We start from the raw sequence: 14,661 nt of genomic DNA on the forward strand, positions 1-14,661 counted from the left end.
GAAACGCCCGCTTTAGCTCAGGATTGCTGGTGAAGTTCACAGAATTTTTCACGTGAGGAACAGATGAACAGAGTGAAACAATGCACCAGCGCGGCGTTTTTCATGGTTTTATCATTTTCAGCCGCCGCGCATCCGCATAGCTTCATTAGTTTGCAGAGCGAGCCGGTGGTTAAAGACGGTCTGCTGAGCGGGTTTAAAATGCGCTGGACCATGGATGAAATTACCTCATCGGATCTGCTCTATGACGCCGGTAACGCCAAACCGGGCAGCGAAGTATGGAAAAAGCTGGCGGCGGAGGTGATGGCCAACGTACTCGGCCAGCACTATTTCAGCGAGCTGTGGCACAACGGCCAGCGGGTGAAATTTGAAAATCGTCCCGACGGCTATGGCCTCGAGCGTGACGGACTGCAGGCGGTACTGACCTTTACGCTGCCGCTGGCGACGCCGCAACCCGTTGCCGGGCAGACGTTTACCTTTTCCACCTTCGACCCGACCTACTACGTCGACATGTTTTATGACAAGGATAGCGATTTTTCCCTGCCCGCCGCGCTGCGGGCCGCCTGTAAGGCAACGGTGATGACGCCAAAACCGAACGACAAAATGCTCTCGTACGCTCAGTCGCTGGATAAAGCGGATGCGCCGCCGGAGGATATGGCGCTGGGCAGCTATTTTGCCCAGAAGGTGACCCTGACATGTCAGTAATTTTCACCCCCCGCGCGCGATCCTCGCGCTGGAAAGCGCTGTGGCCGCTGGCGCTGTTGCTGGCTGTGAGCATCATCGGCGGCATTTGGCTATGGCGGGCGTGGCCGCAGGTGCTGATGCAGAGCGCGGTCTGGCAGCGCTCGTTGAATCTGGAACTCAGCCGCCTGCTGCAGGCGGTGGCGGAGAACCCGGCAGCGGCGGGCCTGTCGCTGCTCGGGTTCAGTTTCGTTTATGGTGTAGTGCATGCCTTAGGGCCCGGCCATGGCAAAATTGTCATTACTACCTGGCTCGCCACCCATCCCTCGAAGCTGAAATCAAGCATTAACCTGACGCTGGCCGCCTCTTTATTACAGGGACTGGTGGCCATCGCGCTGGTGGTCGTGGTGCTGGCGCTGCTGCAGCTGCCGGCGCGCCAGCTGCATCTCAGCAGTTTCTGGCTGGAGAAGGGCAGCTATCTGCTGGTGGGCGCATTAGGCTTGCTGCTGTGCTGGCGGGCGTTAAAAAAGCTGCGTCTGCTGCTGAGCCGGCCAACGTTTACCGCTTTTACCCCACATCATGTTCATCACGAGCATTGCGGCTGCGGGCATCAGCATCTCCCGGCGCCGGATCAGTTTCAGAGCGGCGACGACTGGCGGGCACGCGCCGCGATCGTCCTGTCGATGGGCATGCGCCCCTGCTCGGGAGCGATCATGGTGCTGCTGTTCAGCAAGGTGATCGGGGTGTTCAGTTGGGGAATGGCGGCGGCGCTGGCGATGGCGGCGGGAACCTCGTTGACCATCACGGCGCTGGCGCTGCTGGTGCACAGTTTTCGCCAGCTGGCGGTGAAGCTGGGTCAGCATCAGGCGCCGCCGCTGTGGCGTCAGGTGGGCTGGCTGACGCTGGCGCTGGCCGGCGGCGTGATTTTGCTGGCGGCGGCAGGAGTGATGTGGTTCACCGCGGTCCCGGCCGGCGGTGGGATCCGCCCGTTTTAGTCAGACGCCGGGCGCAAATCCGAAAGTGGGCGCCTGTGCTTGCCGCTGGCGAAGCGATGCTCTAGTTTTCCGCTTTTCGGCGGATGACAAGGAGTCGCTATGGCCGCAAATATCGTTTCTTCCGCACCGAGCGGGCGGTTTTATTATGGCTGCGCCGGTGCCGCCGGGCTGCTGGCGGGCCTGGCGATCGTCTACTGGTTTCCGGCGCTGGCCAGCTGGTGGCCGTCAGATCTGGTGCGCGTCTACCACGCCATGTCGTATGTCATGGGATTCGGGGTGTCGCGTATCGGGGATATCCCGCTGGTGGCCTACGCCACCTTAACGCTGTCGGGTTTCGTCATGGCTTTTTGCCACCCCGGGCACAGTAAACTGCCCATTGTTGCCTGGGCTGTGCATAATCAGCCCTCGCCGCGGGAGATGGTCGATTGGATCCTGCGCAGCTGGGTATTGCAGTTCGGTTTCCTGGTGATCATTTTCTGGCGTTTTGCTTTCATGGGGAAGCTGACCAGCTATCGGCTGATGCAGTTCGTGGGCATCTTTAACGACGTCTGCTATCTGGCCACGCTGGTGCTGGCTGGGATACTGCTGCGCGATAGCTGGCGAGACTTTCAAGGCGTTTCCGCACCGGCAAGCAATATTCGCATTCCGCTGATCTTTGCCCTGAGCTTTTATCTGCCGTTTCAGCTGGTATGGATTTTACTCAGTGCGCAGCAGTTCGAGTTGCCGCTGTGGGGATGGCTGCTGCTGGTTCCGGCGATGGTCGGCGTGCTGTTAGCCCGCCTGGCGACAGTAGGAATAGCGTTGTGTTTCCGGCGCTGGCTGGGACCGCAGGGCTGCCTGCGCTGGCGCGGGCCGCTGGCCTTGTTTAGCGGCCTGACGGTACTGTGCATCGGCGGCAATGCGGTGATTCGCCAGATCCTCAACATGATAAAATGACATAAAAAAAGGAAGCCGCGGCTTCCTTTTTGACATCTGTAAGAGATTAACGCTTCAGCGCATCGCTCAGCTGCTCACGCATATTCGCCAGCATCGCTTTCACCACGCGCGGGTTACCGGCAACGATGTTGCCCGTCAGCAGGTAGTTATGGCCACCGGTGAAGTCGCAGACAATAGCGCCAGCTTCACGGGCGATCAGCTCGCCTGCGGCGAAATCCCAAGGCTTCAGGGCGATCTCAAAGTAACCGTCAACGCGGCCGGCGGCTACATAGGCCAGATCCAGCGCGGCAGAGCCGGTGCGACGGAAGTCGGCACATTCGGTAAACATGTTGCCGAGAATATTCATGTAAGTGGTGGCGTGCTGCTTCGCTTTGAACGGGAAGCCGGTCGCGATGATGGTGCCGTCGAGGTCGCGAGCGTTGCTGCCGCGCAGACGGTAGCCGTTCAGCTGCGCGCCCTGGCCGCGGGTCGCGGTAAACAGTTCGTTACGCATCGGATCGTAAACCACCGCGACTTCAGTACGACCTTTGATGCGTACGGCGATGGAAACAGAGAAGTGGGGCAGACGTTTAACGAAGTTGGTGGTGCCATCCAGTGGATCGATAACCCATTGAACATCCTGCTCTTCACCAGCGTGTTCACCGCTTTCTTCGGTGATAATGGTGTGCTGCGGGTAAGATTTGCGAATGGTTTCGATAATAATCGCTTCAGCGGCTTTATCGACGTTGGTCACAAAATCATTGCTGCCTTTCTGGCTGGTTTCTACGGTGTCTGGCGTTTCGTAGTGCTTGGCAATTAAATTACCCGCCTTGCGCGCGGCGCGCACGGCGATGTTCAGCATCGGATGCATCGGTCTCTCTCACTGGATGTTAAAGAACGGGAAAAAACGGCGCATATAATAACAGCGAAATCTGCTTATGTCTCCGTTTTATGGTAGCATGCCCGAATAATCTTTAGCCGAAGAACCATAATGCTGCAAAATATTCGAATCGTACTGGTAGAAACCTCCCACACCGGCAATATGGGCTCTGTAGCCCGCGCGATGAAAACCATGGGCTTAACTAACCTGTGGCTGGTCAACCCACTGGTCAAACCCGACTCACAGGCGATAGCCCTCGCCGCGGGCGCCAGCGATGTGATCGGTAACGCGCAGATCGTCGATACCCTTGATGAAGCCCTGGCGGGCTGCAGCCTGGTGGTGGGTACCAGCGCGCGCTCCCGTACACTGCCGTGGCCAATGCTCGATCCGCGCGAATGCGGCCTGAAAAGCGTCGCCGAGGGGCAGCATGCGCCGGTGGCGCTGGTCTTTGGCCGCGAACGCGTTGGCCTGACCAACGAAGAGCTGCAGAAGTGCCACTACCACGTGGCGATCGCCGCGAACCCGGAGTACAGCTCGTTGAACCTGGCGATGGCGGTGCAGGTTATCGCTTATGAAGTGCGGATGGCCTGGCTGGCGACGCAGGAGCAGGCGCAGCCTGCGGTTGACCATGAAGAGGCGCCGTACCCGCTGGTGGACGATCTGGAGCGTTTCTACGGCCATCTTGAGCAGACGCTGCTGGCGACGGGCTTCATCCGCCCGAATCATCCGGGGCAGGTGATGAACAAGCTGCGTCGTCTGTTCACCCGCGCGCGTCCGGAAAGTCAGGAGCTGAACATTCTGCGCGGCATGCTGGCGTCTATTGAGCAGCAGAATAAAGGTAAGTAAGCGCGTTAACGCCGGATGGCGCTTCGCTTATCCGGCCTACGAATCTACATCTCTGTTGTAGCCCGGGCGAGGCCTTTGGCCGACCCCGGGAGCGGCTCGAAATTAATAACGGCACGGAAAGCCAAATACCTGACTAAAACAGTCAAGTAAATAGTTGACCAAATTACTCGGGAATGTCAGACTTGGCCCTGCTATGCAATACCCATATTAATAAAAAGCCCGGCCAGGGGCGAGTTTGAGGTTAAGTAAGACATGAGACTGACATCTAAAGGGCGTTATGCCGTGACCGCGATGCTTGACGTTGCGCTCAACTCTGAAACGGGCCCGGTGCCGTTGGCAGATATTTCAGAGCGTCAGGGAATTTCGCTTTCCTATCTGGAACAGCTGTTCTCTCGCCTGCGTAAAAATGGCCTGGTTTCCAGCGTTCGTGGTCCAGGCGGTGGTTATCTGTTAGGTAAAGATGCCAGCAGCATCGCCGTCGGCGAAGTGATCAGCGCGGTAGACGAATCCGTTGACGCGACCCGTTGCCAGGGCAAAGGCGGCTGTCAGGGCGGCGATAAGTGCCTGACTCACGCGCTGTGGCGCGATTTGAGCGAACGCCTGACCGGCTTCCTGAACAATATCACCCTGGGTGAACTGGTGAATAACCAGGAGATCCTTGATGTGTCCGGCCGTCAGCATCAGCACGAAACCCAGCGCAATGCGCGCACCCAGGACGCGATCAACGTTAAGCTGCGCGCCTGAGTGACCCGTCCCGTTTCGGACTGCGGCTGACAGGGCGAGGCAGCACGAAACGGTCGGGACAACGATTATAAAGAGCTTTCAGAATCAGGCCGGGATGCGCCAGCATTCCGTGTACTCGGTCGTACATCAAGCCGGTTGCCTGATTCCTTGCATTGAGTGATGTACGGAGTTTAAGAGCAATGAAATTACCGATTTATCTCGATTACTCCGCAACCACGCCGGTGGACCCGCGTGTTGCCGAGAAAATGATGCAGTTCCTGACCATGGACGGGACCTTTGGTAACCCGGCCTCCCGTTCCCACCGTTTTGGCTGGCAGGCTGAAGAGGCGGTTGATATCGCCCGCAATCAGATTGCCGAACTGGTCGGTGCCGACCCGCGCGAAATCGTCTTTACCTCTGGTGCGACTGAATCCGACAACCTGGCGATCAAGGGTGCAGCCAACTTTTATCAGAAAAAAGGCAAGCACATCATCACCAGCAAAACCGAGCATAAAGCGGTTCTGGATACCTGCCGTCAGCTGGAGCGTGAAGGCTTCGAGGTGACCTACCTGGCGCCGCAGCGCAACGGGATTATCGATCTCAAAGAGCTGGAAGCGGCGATGCGTGACGACACCATCCTGGTTTCCATCATGCATGTGAATAACGAAATCGGCGTGGTGCAGGATATCGCTACCATCGGCGAGATGTGTCGCGCCCGCGGTATCATTTACCACGTAGACGCCACCCAGAGCGTGGGCAAGCTGCCTATCGATCTGAGCCAGCTGAAGGTGGACCTGATGTCCTTCTCCGGCCATAAAATCTATGGTCCGAAAGGCATTGGCGCGCTGTACGTTCGCCGTAAACCGCGTATCCGTATCGAAGCGCAGATGCACGGCGGTGGCCACGAGCGCGGTATGCGTTCTGGTACTTTGCCTGTTCACCAGATCGTCGGCATGGGTGAAGCTTACCGTATCGCCAAAGAAGAGATGGAAAGCGAAATGGCGCGTCTGCGCACGCTGCGCAACCGTCTGTGGAACGGCGTGAAGGATATGGAAGAAGTTTATCTCAACGGCGACCTCGAGCAGGGCGCGCCGAACATTCTTAACGTCAGCTTCAACTACGTTGAAGGTGAGTCGCTGATTATGGCGCTGAAAGACCTGGCGGTTTCCTCCGGTTCAGCCTGTACTTCCGCGAGCCTTGAGCCATCCTACGTGCTGCGCGCGTTAGGCATGACTGATGAACTGGCGCACAGCTCTATTCGTTTCTCTTTAGGTCGTTTCACTACCGAAGAAGAGATTGACTACACCATCAAACTGGTTCGTAACTCCATCGGCCGTCTGCGCGATCTTTCTCCGCTGTGGGAAATGTTTAAGCAGGGCGTGGATTTGAACAGTATTGAATGGTCACATCACTAATTCGGCACCGATAAGGAGAATTCAACATGGCATACAGCGAAAAAGTTATCGATCATTACGAGAATCCGCGCAACGTCGGCTCTTTTGACAACAGCGACGAGAACGTCGGCAGCGGTATGGTCGGCGCGCCGGCCTGCGGCGACGTGATGAAGTTGCAGATTAAAGTCAACAATGAAGGTATCATTGAAGACGCGCGCTTCAAAACCTACGGCTGCGGTTCCGCCATCGCTTCCAGCTCCCTGGTTACCGAGTGGGTGAAGGGCAAATCCCTGGACGAAGCGCAGGCGATCAAGAACACTGATATCGCCGATGAACTGGAACTGCCGCCGGTGAAAATTCACTGCTCTATTCTGGCGGAAGACGCGATTAAAGCCGCGATTGCGGATTACAAAAGCAAACGTGAAGCAAAATAATTAGTTGAGGTTTTGTTATGTCGATTACTCTTAGCGACAGTGCTGCAGCGCGAGTCAATGCCTTTCTGGCGAACCGCGGTAAAGGGTTTGGCCTGCGCCTGGGCGTGAGAACCTCCGGCTGCTCGGGTATGGCCTATGTACTGGAGTTTGTTGACGAGCCGGCGGCAGAAGACACCGTGTTTGAAGACAAAGGCGTGAAGGTCGTGATCGACGGCAAAAGTCTGCAATTCCTCGACGGCACTCAGCTGGACTTCGTCAAAGAAGGTCTCAACGAAGGGTTCAAGTTCACCAACCCTAACGTCAAAGACGAGTGCGGCTGCGGCGAAAGCTTTAACGTATAATCGGTCATCCCCAACCCCACCGCGGTTACGCCGCGCGTGGGGTTTTCATTTAGATGCATGACCCTGAGGTTACTATGGACTATTTCACCCTCTTCGGGTTACCAGCCAGCTATACCCTCTCGCTTGAACAACTGGCTGTCCGGTATCAGGATCTGCAGCGCCAGTACCATCCGGATAAATTTGCCAGCGCGCCTGCTGCGGAACAGCTTGCGGCGGTTCAGCATTCCGCGACCATAAACCAGGCCTGGCAGACGCTGCGCCATCCGTTGACCCGGGCGGAATACCTCCTCTCGCTTCATGGCTTCGATCTGGCCAGCGAGCAGCATACCGTTCGCGATACCGCATTCCTGATGGAACAGCTGGAGCTACGCGAAGAGCTCGACGAGATCGGTAAGGCGAAAGACGATGCGCGGCTGGAAGCCTTTATCAAACGAGTGAAAGCGCTGTTTGATACCCGCCATCAACTGATGGTTGACCAATTGCATAATGAGAGCTGGGAGGCGGCGGCGGATACGGTACTTAAGCTCCGTTTTCTTGATAAACTGCGCAGCAGTGCTGAAGAACTCGAAGAAAAACTGCTCGATTTTTAATTTTCGGAAGCAATTATGGCCTTATTACAAATTAGTGAGCCCGGCCTGAGCGCCGCGCCGCACCAGCGTCGTCTGGCGGCCGGTATCGACCTGGGCACCACCAATTCTCTGGTGGCTACCGTGCGTAGCGGCCAGGCCGAAACCTTGCCCGACCATCAAGGCCGCTATCTGCTGCCGTCGGTGGTGAACTACCACGCTTCGGGGCTGACCGTCGGCTATGATGCCCGGCTTAACGCCGCCCAGGATCCTGCCAATACCATCAGCTCGGTGAAGCGAATGATGGGGCGCTCCCTCGCCGATATTCAAAACCGCTACCCGCATCTGCCGTATCAGCTGCAGGCCAGTGAAAACGGCCTGCCGATGATCCAGACCGCCGGCGGCCTGCTGAACCCGATTCGCGTCTCCGCCGACATCCTGAAAGCGCTGGCTGCCCGGGCAACCGAAGCGCTGGCTGGTGAACTCGACGGCGTGGTGATCACCGTTCCCGCTTATTTCGACGACGCTCAGCGTCAGGGGACCAAAGACGCGGCGCGTCTGGCGGGGCTGCACGTGCTGCGCCTGCTCAATGAGCCGACCGCGGCGGCTATCGCCTACGGCCTCGATTCCGGTCAGGAAGGGGTAATTGCGGTCTACGATCTCGGCGGCGGCACCTTTGATATTTCCATTCTGCGCTTAAGCCGCGGGGTGTTTGAAGTGCTGGCGACCGGCGGTGACTCGGCGCTCGGCGGCGATGATTTCGACCATCTGCTGGCCGACTATCTGCGCGAGCAGGCGGGCTTCAGCGACCGCAGCGATAACCGCCTGCAGCGTGAGCTGCTGGATGCCGCCATCGCGGCGAAAATCACCCTCAGCGATGCCGAGGCAGCGCACGTCGAGGTCGGTGGCTGGCAGGGCGATATCACCCGCAGCCAGTTTAACGATCTGATTGCCCCGCTGGTAAAACGCACTTTACTGGCCTGCCGTCGCGCGCTGAAAGACGCCGGCGTTGAGGCGCAAGAGGTGCTGGAAGTGGTGATGGTCGGCGGTTCCACTCGCGTGCCGCTGGTGCGCGAACGCGTTGGCGAATTCTTTGGCCGCACCCCGCTGACCTCCATCGACCCGGACAAAGTCGTCGCCATCGGCGCGGCGATTCAGGCGGATATTCTGGTCGGCAACAAGCCGGACAGCGAACTGCTGCTGCTCGACGTTATCCCGCTGTCGTTAGGGCTGGAGACCATGGGTGGCCTGGTGGAGAAAGTGATCCCGCGTAATACCACCATTCCGGTGGCCCGCGCGCAGGAGTTTACCACCTTCAAAGATGGTCAGACGGCGATGTCCATTCATGTGATGCAGGGCGAGCGTGAGCTGGTGCAGGATTGCCGCTCGCTGGCGCGTTTTGCGCTGCGTGGGATCCCGGCCCTGCCGGCAGGCGGGGCGCATATTCGCGTCACCTTCCAGGTCGATGCCGACGGTCTGCTGAGCGTCACGGCGATGGAAAAATCGACCGGCGTGGAAGCCTCTATCCAGGTGAAACCGTCTTACGGTCTGACCGATGGCGAAATCGCCACCATGATTAAAGATTCGATGAGCTACGCCGAACAGGATGTCCAGGCGCGCATGCTGGCTGAACAGAAAGTGGAAGCCGCCCGCGTCCTGGAGAGCCTGACAAGCGCGCTGGCCGCCGACGCCGCGCTGTTAAGCGCCGCGGAGCGTCAGGTTATCGATGCTGCTGCGGAGCAGGTACGCGCCGCGGCGGCAGGCGACGACGCCGACGCCATTAAAGAAGCGATTAAAAATATCGACACACAAACCCAGGAATTCGCCGCCCGCCGTATGGATCAGTCGGTCCGTATCGCGCTGAAAGGCCAATCCGTGGACGAGGTTTAAAATGCCAAAAATTGTATTTCTGCCCCACCAGGACCTGTGTCCGGATGGCATCGTTGTGGAAGCTGAGACTGGTGAAACTATTCTGGATGCGGCGCTGCGTAGCGGCATCGAGATTGAACACGCCTGCGAAAAATCCTGTGCCTGCACCACCTGCCACTGCATCGTGCGTGAAGGCTTTGACTCGCTGGCGGAAAGTACCGAAGATGAAGACGATATGCTGGATAAAGCCTGGGGACTGGAACCGGACAGCCGCCTGAGCTGCCAGGCGCGCGTCACCGACGAAGATCTGGTCGTTGAGATCCCGCGTTACACCATCAACCACGCACGCGAGCATTAATATGGCACTGAAATGGACCGACAGCCGTGAAATCGGCGAAGCGCTGTACGACGCTTATCCGGATCTCGATCCGAAAACCGTTCGCTTTACCGACATGCATCAGTGGATTTGCGATCTGGAAGAGTTCGATGACGACCCAAACGCATCCAATGAAAAAATTCTCGAGGCGATTCTGTTAGTCTGGTTAGACGAAGCCGAATAATTTTCGCGTTATGATTTATGCGACGGTATTAAGTCGGATGAATCATCGAGCGAGAGAACATTACGGGCTGCCATACGGTGGCCCGTTTGCTAAGAAGGATAATGATAATGACCGAAGCCATGAAGATTACGCTTTCTACTCAGCCAGCCGATGCGCGCTGGGGAGAAAAGGCGTCTTACAGCATTAATAACGACGGCATCGCCCTGCATCTCAACGGCAAAGACGACCTGGGCCTGATTCAACGCGCGGCGCGTAAAATTGACGGTATGGGCATCAAACATGTCGCGTTAAGCGGCGAAGGCTGGGACACCGACCGCGCGTGGGCGTTCTGGGCGGGTTATAAAGGTCCGAAAGGCACCCGTAAAGTTGAATGGCCGACCCTGGACGATGCGCAGCGTAGCGAGCTGGACAACCGTCTGACCATTATTGACTGGGTGCGCGACACCATCAACGCGCCGGCGGAAGAGCTGGGCCCGGAGCAGCTGGCACAGCGCGCCGTGGACCTGCTGTGCAGCGTGGCGGGCGAGCAGATGAGCTATCGCATCACCAAAGGCGAAGATCTGCGTGAGCAGGGCTATCTCGGTCTGCACACCGTAGGCCGCGGCTCCGAGCGTCCGCCGGTCCTGCTGGCGCTGGATTATAACCCGACCGGCGATAAAGAAGCCCCGGTATACGCCTGCCTGGTGGGCAAAGGCATCACTTTTGATTCCGGCGGCTACAGCATCAAACAGAGCGCCTTTATGGATTCAATGAAATCCGATATGGGCGGCGCGGCGACCATCACCGGCGCGCTGGCTTTTGCCATTACCCGCGGGCTGAACAAGCGCGTGAAGCTCTACCTGTGCTGCGCCGACAACCTGATCAGCGGTAACGCCTTTAAACTCGGCGATATTATTCATTATCGTAACGGCAAAACCGTTGAAGTGATGAACACTGACGCCGAAGGCCGCCTGGTGCTGGCGGATGGCCTGATTGACGCTTCGGCGCAGAAGCCGGCGCTGATCATCGATGCCGCCACCCTGACCGGCGCGGCGAAAACCGCGTTGGGTAATGACTACCACGCGCTGTTCAGCTTTGACGATGCGCTGGCGAATCGCCTGCTGGCGAGCGCCCAGGCGGAAAACGAAGCCTTCTGGCGTCTGCCGCTGGCCGAGTTCCACCGCAACCAGCTGCCGTCGAACTTCGCTGAACTGAACAACACCGGCAGTGCCGCCTATCCGGCTGGCGCCAGTACCGCGGCGGGTTTCCTGTCCCACTTCGTGGAAAACTACCATCAGGGCTGGCTGCATATCGACTGTTCGGCAACCTACCGTAAATCTGCCGTTGAGCAGTGGTCGGCGGGCGCGACGGGTCTTGGCGTGCGTACCATTGCTAACCTGCTGACGGCTGAGTAACGGCCTTGCCGGGGGCGCTACGCTTACCCGGCCAGGAAAACCGTATGCCCGCGTGGACGAATGGCCGCCGGGCAATTCATTGTGAAGTAGCCAAACTATGTCTGATACGAAAAATGAATTAGAAACCCTGCTGGAAAAAGCGGCGACCGAGCCTGCCCACCGTCCGGCATTTTTCAGCGCGCTGCTGGAGGCGACCGTCTGGGTACCCGGCAGTGCAGCCGATGGTGAGCAGATTGTCGAAGACAGCGCGCTGGATCTGCAGCACTGGGAAAAAGATGACGGCAGCTCGGTGATCCCGTTCTTTACCTCGCTGGAGGCGCTGCAGCAGGCGGTGGAAGACGAACAGGCTTTCGTGATGATGCCGGCCCGTACGCTGATGGCGATGACGCTGGGCGAATCGCTGTTCCTCAACCCGAAGCTGCCGAGCGGCAAAGAGTTCACCCCGCGTGAAATCAGCCATCTGCTCGGGGAAGAGGGCAGCCCGCTCAGCACCCAGACGGTGCTGGAAGGGGGCGAAGCGCTGTTATTGTCTGAAGTCGCTGACCCGCCGGCGCAGATGGTCGATTCGCTGACCACGCTGTTCAAAACGCTGAAAACCGTCAAGCGGGCGTTTCTGTGCTCGATTAAAGAGAGCGCCGACGCGCCGGCCAACTTGTTGATCGGTATTGAAGCGGAAGGGGATATTGAATCCGTTATCCAGACCACCGGCAGCGTGGCGACCGATACCCTGCCCGGCGATGAGCCGATCGATATTTGTCAGGTGGTGGAAGGCGAGAAGGGCATCAGCCACTTTATGATTGCCCATATCACACCGTTCTATGAAAAGCGCTGGGGCAGCTTCCTGCGCGATTTCAAACAAAACCGCATTATCTGACAGAGGGGGCGGCTGCCCCCGCTGTTTCTTTATGCTTCCAGTGTGAGGCCGAAAATCGGCTTTGCCAGGGTTAATGCAGCGCAGCAAAGATCCGCGGATAGGCTGACGCCATGTTATAGATAAGAAATCCCGTCACACACAGCGTGACAATGCCGTTGAAGAGCGCCATATCCCCACGCCATGCCCGACATCTCTCCTCGCCCAGCAAAGAACGTAGCGCTGCCACCAGCCCGCCGACCAGCATAAACGCCAGTAACACCCCTGCCATTTGCGCGATAACAATGTACCAGCCCAGCGGCGTATTCACGCCCCGGGCGCTCATCAGCGCGATCTGCGCCGGCAAAATCGTCTGAAACCCCAGCGTGAGTATCACGAGGAGGCGCAGGTCCGCCAGCTGAGCGTCGAACGTGCGGGCCAGACGTCGGGCGTCACGCAGGAGCAGCCCCCCTGACGCCACCGCCGCGGCAACGCTGACGTGCTGGAGAATAAAAATATATAACGCCAGGGTCCCGGATCCGACCCGGGATAAAAAGAACAGATTGCAAAAGACGATAATCAGCAGGCCAAATTTTATGCCCCAGGCGCGGAGAACCTCGCCGGGCCAGCGCCGGCTTGACGCAGGGTTATGCATCATCCACGCGGCAAGGGTCGACTTACCGTAACCGGGCGCGAGCAGCACCATCAGAAAACCCAGCAGCGCCTGGTGACCATAGGTTATTAACGGGACCTCTTCCAGCGTGACCCCGAGAAAGCGGGTATAAACAGAAACCGGCACAGGCACCAGGCTTAACCATGTCCGGTTCCATTGCGGCCAAAAATAAAGAATGACGCCGCCCGCCAGCAGGCCAGCTATGCCTCCCAGCCAGGGACGGCGCGGTGAATCAGCAGAATGTGGGTTAGAGACTAATGCCATTTTCACTCCTTGTGGTGACATCAGATTGGGACGGACTGGATGCGCTATCAGTCCTGAGGAATTCCGTATCGGTGCTCTGCCTCCTCATCAGGCAAAGCGAATACGGCAGGTACAAACCCTGCGGCAGCACAGAGTAACCGGTTTAGCGAGAAGCAGAAGGAGGGGAGAGGGAAAATCAGAAATTATTTAGTGACCGCGGGACGGGAGGCCCGCGGTCACGCCGTGTTTACGGAGCGGCAGAGGCCGGTTCAATCGGCAGATCGCTCCGCGCGCCCCATTCGCTCCAGGAGCCGTCGTACAGGCAGACGCCGTTCACGCCAAGCGTGGTGAGCGCCAGCACGACCACCGCCGCCGTCACCCCCGATCCGCAGCTGGCGATGATTGGCCGTTCAAAATCGACACCTTGACGTAAAAAGATGTCGTTCAGCTCGTCGACGGTTTTCAGTTCGCCGTTAATCACCAGCTCCGTCCACGGCACGTTAAGCGCGCCGGGGATATGCCCGCGACGCAGGCCCGGGCGCGGTTCGTCGGCCTGGCCGTTAAACCGGGCCGCCGGACGCGCATCGACAATCTGCGCCGACCCTTCATGGCTGACCAGCAGGACGTCGGTCAGGCGCTTAATTTGCTGGGGATCGAAACGCACGTCGAATTCCCCTTCGGCCACCTCGGGCACGCCTTGCTCCAGCGGCAGTTCGTCACGTCGCCAGCCCTCCAGCCCACCGGCCAGAATGGACACCTTCTCCACGCCAAAGGTGCGCAGCATCCACCAGGCGCGAGGCGCGGAAAACAGATTGCCTTCGTCATAAACCACCAGGTGCTTATCGCTGCAGACGCCCAGCTCGCGCATGGCGACGGCAAACGCCTCGGCGCGCGGCATCATATGCGGCAGCGGGCTGGTGTGATCGGACAGCGCCTCGATATCGAAAAACAGCGCGTTCGGCACGTGGCCGGCGCGGTATTCCGCGGCCATATCGCGCAGGGCCTCCTGCCCGGCGGGCGCCATACGGGCGTCGATAATCTGGATCTCCGGGTCATCAATATGTTCTGCCAGCCAGTCGGCGGCGACAAAAAACGAGGTGGACATGGGTGCCTCCGTTTTACAATTCATGACTGAATTGTCGGCGTTTTATCTCACGCTGACAAGTTAAGGACGTCAGAGTGGGGACGACGTCACGGCACTTTTCTGATTAATCGGCAGAAACCCGCGTCATCACTGTTGAGAAGTGCCGCCTTAACGCATAATAAAAAGTGATAATTTGCATCAGGCCCACCGGCCGAG

At 58.4% G+C, this 14,661-nt stretch carries 17 protein-coding genes; 14 read left to right on the forward strand and 3 right to left on the reverse strand.

Annotated features, from left to right (window positions below; all coding sequences use genetic code 11):
• The first annotated feature begins 63 nt into the window (after window positions 1-63).
• The 3 genes from N438_RS23920 (at window position 64) to N438_RS23930 (ending at window position 2,609) form a co-directional block, all read left to right on the forward strand.
• Entirely contained in the window at window positions 64-702 is a 639-nt protein-coding gene (locus N438_RS23920; RefSeq protein WP_012967437.1) for a DUF1007 family protein, read from the forward strand.
• Window positions 693-1,673: a nickel/cobalt transporter gene (locus tag N438_RS23925; protein WP_049008861.1), complete on the forward strand. Its 981-nt coding sequence runs from the start codon at window positions 693-695 to the stop codon at window positions 1,671-1,673. The genes N438_RS23920 and N438_RS23925 overlap by 10 nt, the downstream gene beginning before the upstream one ends.
• A gap of 99 nt (window positions 1,674-1,772) precedes the next feature.
• Window positions 1,773-2,609, forward strand: coding sequence for a hypothetical protein (locus N438_RS23930; RefSeq protein ID WP_022064874.1), 837 nt, complete (start codon window positions 1,773-1,775; stop codon window positions 2,607-2,609).
• A gap of 46 nt (window positions 2,610-2,655) precedes the next feature.
• On the opposite strand, the gene suhB is transcribed toward N438_RS23930, so the two are convergent.
• Window positions 2,656-3,459: an inositol-1-monophosphatase gene (suhB, locus tag N438_RS23935; RefSeq protein WP_008803788.1), complete on the reverse strand. Its 804-nt coding sequence runs from the start codon at window positions 3,457-3,459 to the stop codon at window positions 2,656-2,658.
• Between the two features lie 120 nt (window positions 3,460-3,579).
• On the opposite strand from suhB, the gene trmJ reads away from it, so the two are divergent.
• The 11 genes from trmJ to sseB all read left to right on the forward strand — a co-directional run bounded on the left by trmJ (window position 3,580) and on the right by sseB (window position 12,469).
• Complete coding sequence (gene trmJ / locus N438_RS23940; protein WP_008803789.1) at window positions 3,580-4,314, forward strand: tRNA (cytosine(32)/uridine(32)-2'-O)-methyltransferase TrmJ; 735 nt, start codon at window positions 3,580-3,582, stop codon at window positions 4,312-4,314.
• Window positions 4,315-4,566: 252 nt separating this feature from the next.
• Complete coding sequence (iscR, locus tag N438_RS23945) at window positions 4,567-5,058, forward strand: Fe-S cluster assembly transcriptional regulator IscR (RefSeq protein WP_008803790.1); 492 nt, start codon at window positions 4,567-4,569, stop codon at window positions 5,056-5,058.
• Between the two features lie 179 nt (window positions 5,059-5,237).
• Window positions 5,238-6,452 carry a cysteine desulfurase gene (iscS, locus tag N438_RS23950; RefSeq protein ID WP_008803791.1) on the forward strand — a complete coding sequence of 405 codons (1,215 nt, stop codon included), beginning with the start codon at window positions 5,238-5,240 and terminating at the stop codon, window positions 6,450-6,452.
• 26 nt (window positions 6,453-6,478) lie between these two features.
• The gene (iscU, locus tag N438_RS23955; protein ID WP_002913991.1) at window positions 6,479-6,865 is read left to right on the forward strand and encodes a Fe-S cluster assembly scaffold IscU; all 387 of its coding nucleotides are present in this window, start codon (window positions 6,479-6,481) and stop codon (window positions 6,863-6,865) included.
• Between the two features lie 17 nt (window positions 6,866-6,882).
• Complete coding sequence (iscA, locus tag N438_RS23960; protein WP_002913979.1) at window positions 6,883-7,206, forward strand: iron-sulfur cluster assembly protein IscA; 324 nt, start codon at window positions 6,883-6,885, stop codon at window positions 7,204-7,206.
• A gap of 74 nt (window positions 7,207-7,280) precedes the next feature.
• Window positions 7,281-7,796: a co-chaperone HscB gene (hscB, locus tag N438_RS23965; RefSeq protein ID WP_116696560.1), complete on the forward strand. Its 516-nt coding sequence runs from the start codon at window positions 7,281-7,283 to the stop codon at window positions 7,794-7,796.
• A gap of 15 nt (window positions 7,797-7,811) precedes the next feature.
• Window positions 7,812-9,662: a Fe-S protein assembly chaperone HscA gene (gene hscA / locus N438_RS23970; protein ID WP_023340615.1), complete on the forward strand. Its 1,851-nt coding sequence runs from the start codon at window positions 7,812-7,814 to the stop codon at window positions 9,660-9,662.
• A 1-nt stretch (window position 9,663) separates the two neighbouring features.
• Complete coding sequence (fdx, locus tag N438_RS23975) at window positions 9,664-9,999, forward strand: ISC system 2Fe-2S type ferredoxin (RefSeq protein WP_004201872.1); 336 nt, start codon at window positions 9,664-9,666, stop codon at window positions 9,997-9,999.
• A gap of 1 nt (window position 10,000) precedes the next feature.
• A complete protein-coding gene (iscX, locus tag N438_RS23980) occupies window positions 10,001-10,201 on the forward strand; it encodes a Fe-S cluster assembly protein IscX (protein ID WP_002913954.1) in 201 nt (66 codons plus the stop codon).
• A gap of 107 nt (window positions 10,202-10,308) precedes the next feature.
• The gene (gene pepB / locus N438_RS23985) at window positions 10,309-11,595 is read left to right on the forward strand and encodes an aminopeptidase PepB (protein WP_012967441.1); all 1,287 of its coding nucleotides are present in this window, start codon (window positions 10,309-10,311) and stop codon (window positions 11,593-11,595) included.
• A gap of 97 nt (window positions 11,596-11,692) precedes the next feature.
• Window positions 11,693-12,469, forward strand: coding sequence for an enhanced serine sensitivity protein SseB (gene sseB, locus N438_RS23990; RefSeq protein WP_012540874.1), 777 nt, complete (start codon window positions 11,693-11,695; stop codon window positions 12,467-12,469).
• Between the two features lie 70 nt (window positions 12,470-12,539).
• On the opposite strand, the gene N438_RS23995 is transcribed toward sseB, so the two are convergent.
• Window positions 12,540-13,382 carry a hypothetical protein gene (locus N438_RS23995; protein WP_012540875.1) on the reverse strand — a complete coding sequence of 281 codons (843 nt, stop codon included), beginning with the start codon at window positions 13,380-13,382 and terminating at the stop codon, window positions 12,540-12,542.
• Between the two features lie 226 nt (window positions 13,383-13,608).
• Window positions 13,609-14,466 (reverse strand): 3-mercaptopyruvate sulfurtransferase, encoded by an 858-nt coding sequence (gene sseA, locus N438_RS24000; RefSeq protein ID WP_012967442.1) that lies wholly within the window; start codon window positions 14,464-14,466, stop codon window positions 13,609-13,611.
• Window positions 14,467-14,661: the final 195 nt, after the last annotated feature.

The organism is Klebsiella sp. GL120222-02 (genome assembly GCF_003097195.1).
Lineage (GTDB): Bacteria > Pseudomonadota > Gammaproteobacteria > Enterobacterales > Enterobacteriaceae > Klebsiella > Klebsiella variicola.

What these genes read in the sequence shown, in the direction of transcription:
- iscX (WP_002913954.1), top strand. Translation starts at nt 10,001, where the DNA reads ATGGCACTGAAATGGACCGACAGCCGTGAAATCGGCGAAGCGCTGTAC.
- sseA (WP_012967442.1), bottom strand. Translation starts at nt 14,466, where the DNA reads ATGTCCACCTCGTTTTTTGTCGCCGCCGACTGGCTGGCAGAACATATT.
- N438_RS23930 (WP_022064874.1), top strand. Translation starts at nt 1,773, where the DNA reads ATGGCCGCAAATATCGTTTCTTCCGCACCGAGCGGGCGGTTTTATTAT.
- pepB (WP_012967441.1), top strand. Translation starts at nt 10,309, where the DNA reads ATGACCGAAGCCATGAAGATTACGCTTTCTACTCAGCCAGCCGATGCG.
- N438_RS23995 (WP_012540875.1), bottom strand. Translation starts at nt 13,382, where the DNA reads ATGGCATTAGTCTCTAACCCACATTCTGCTGATTCACCGCGCCGTCCC.
- N438_RS23920 (WP_012967437.1), top strand. Translation starts at nt 64, where the DNA reads ATGAACAGAGTGAAACAATGCACCAGCGCGGCGTTTTTCATGGTTTTA.
- hscA (WP_023340615.1), top strand. Translation starts at nt 7,812, where the DNA reads ATGGCCTTATTACAAATTAGTGAGCCCGGCCTGAGCGCCGCGCCGCAC.
- N438_RS23925 (WP_049008861.1), top strand. Translation starts at nt 693, where the DNA reads ATGTCAGTAATTTTCACCCCCCGCGCGCGATCCTCGCGCTGGAAAGCG.
- iscU (WP_002913991.1), top strand. Translation starts at nt 6,479, where the DNA reads ATGGCATACAGCGAAAAAGTTATCGATCATTACGAGAATCCGCGCAAC.
- iscA (WP_002913979.1), top strand. Translation starts at nt 6,883, where the DNA reads ATGTCGATTACTCTTAGCGACAGTGCTGCAGCGCGAGTCAATGCCTTT.
- trmJ (WP_008803789.1), top strand. Translation starts at nt 3,580, where the DNA reads ATGCTGCAAAATATTCGAATCGTACTGGTAGAAACCTCCCACACCGGC.
- fdx (WP_004201872.1), top strand. Translation starts at nt 9,664, where the DNA reads ATGCCAAAAATTGTATTTCTGCCCCACCAGGACCTGTGTCCGGATGGC.
- hscB (WP_116696560.1), top strand. Translation starts at nt 7,281, where the DNA reads ATGGACTATTTCACCCTCTTCGGGTTACCAGCCAGCTATACCCTCTCG.
- iscR (WP_008803790.1), top strand. Translation starts at nt 4,567, where the DNA reads ATGAGACTGACATCTAAAGGGCGTTATGCCGTGACCGCGATGCTTGAC.
- iscS (WP_008803791.1), top strand. Translation starts at nt 5,238, where the DNA reads ATGAAATTACCGATTTATCTCGATTACTCCGCAACCACGCCGGTGGAC.
- sseB (WP_012540874.1), top strand. Translation starts at nt 11,693, where the DNA reads ATGTCTGATACGAAAAATGAATTAGAAACCCTGCTGGAAAAAGCGGCG.
- suhB (WP_008803788.1), bottom strand. Translation starts at nt 3,459, where the DNA reads ATGCATCCGATGCTGAACATCGCCGTGCGCGCCGCGCGCAAGGCGGGT.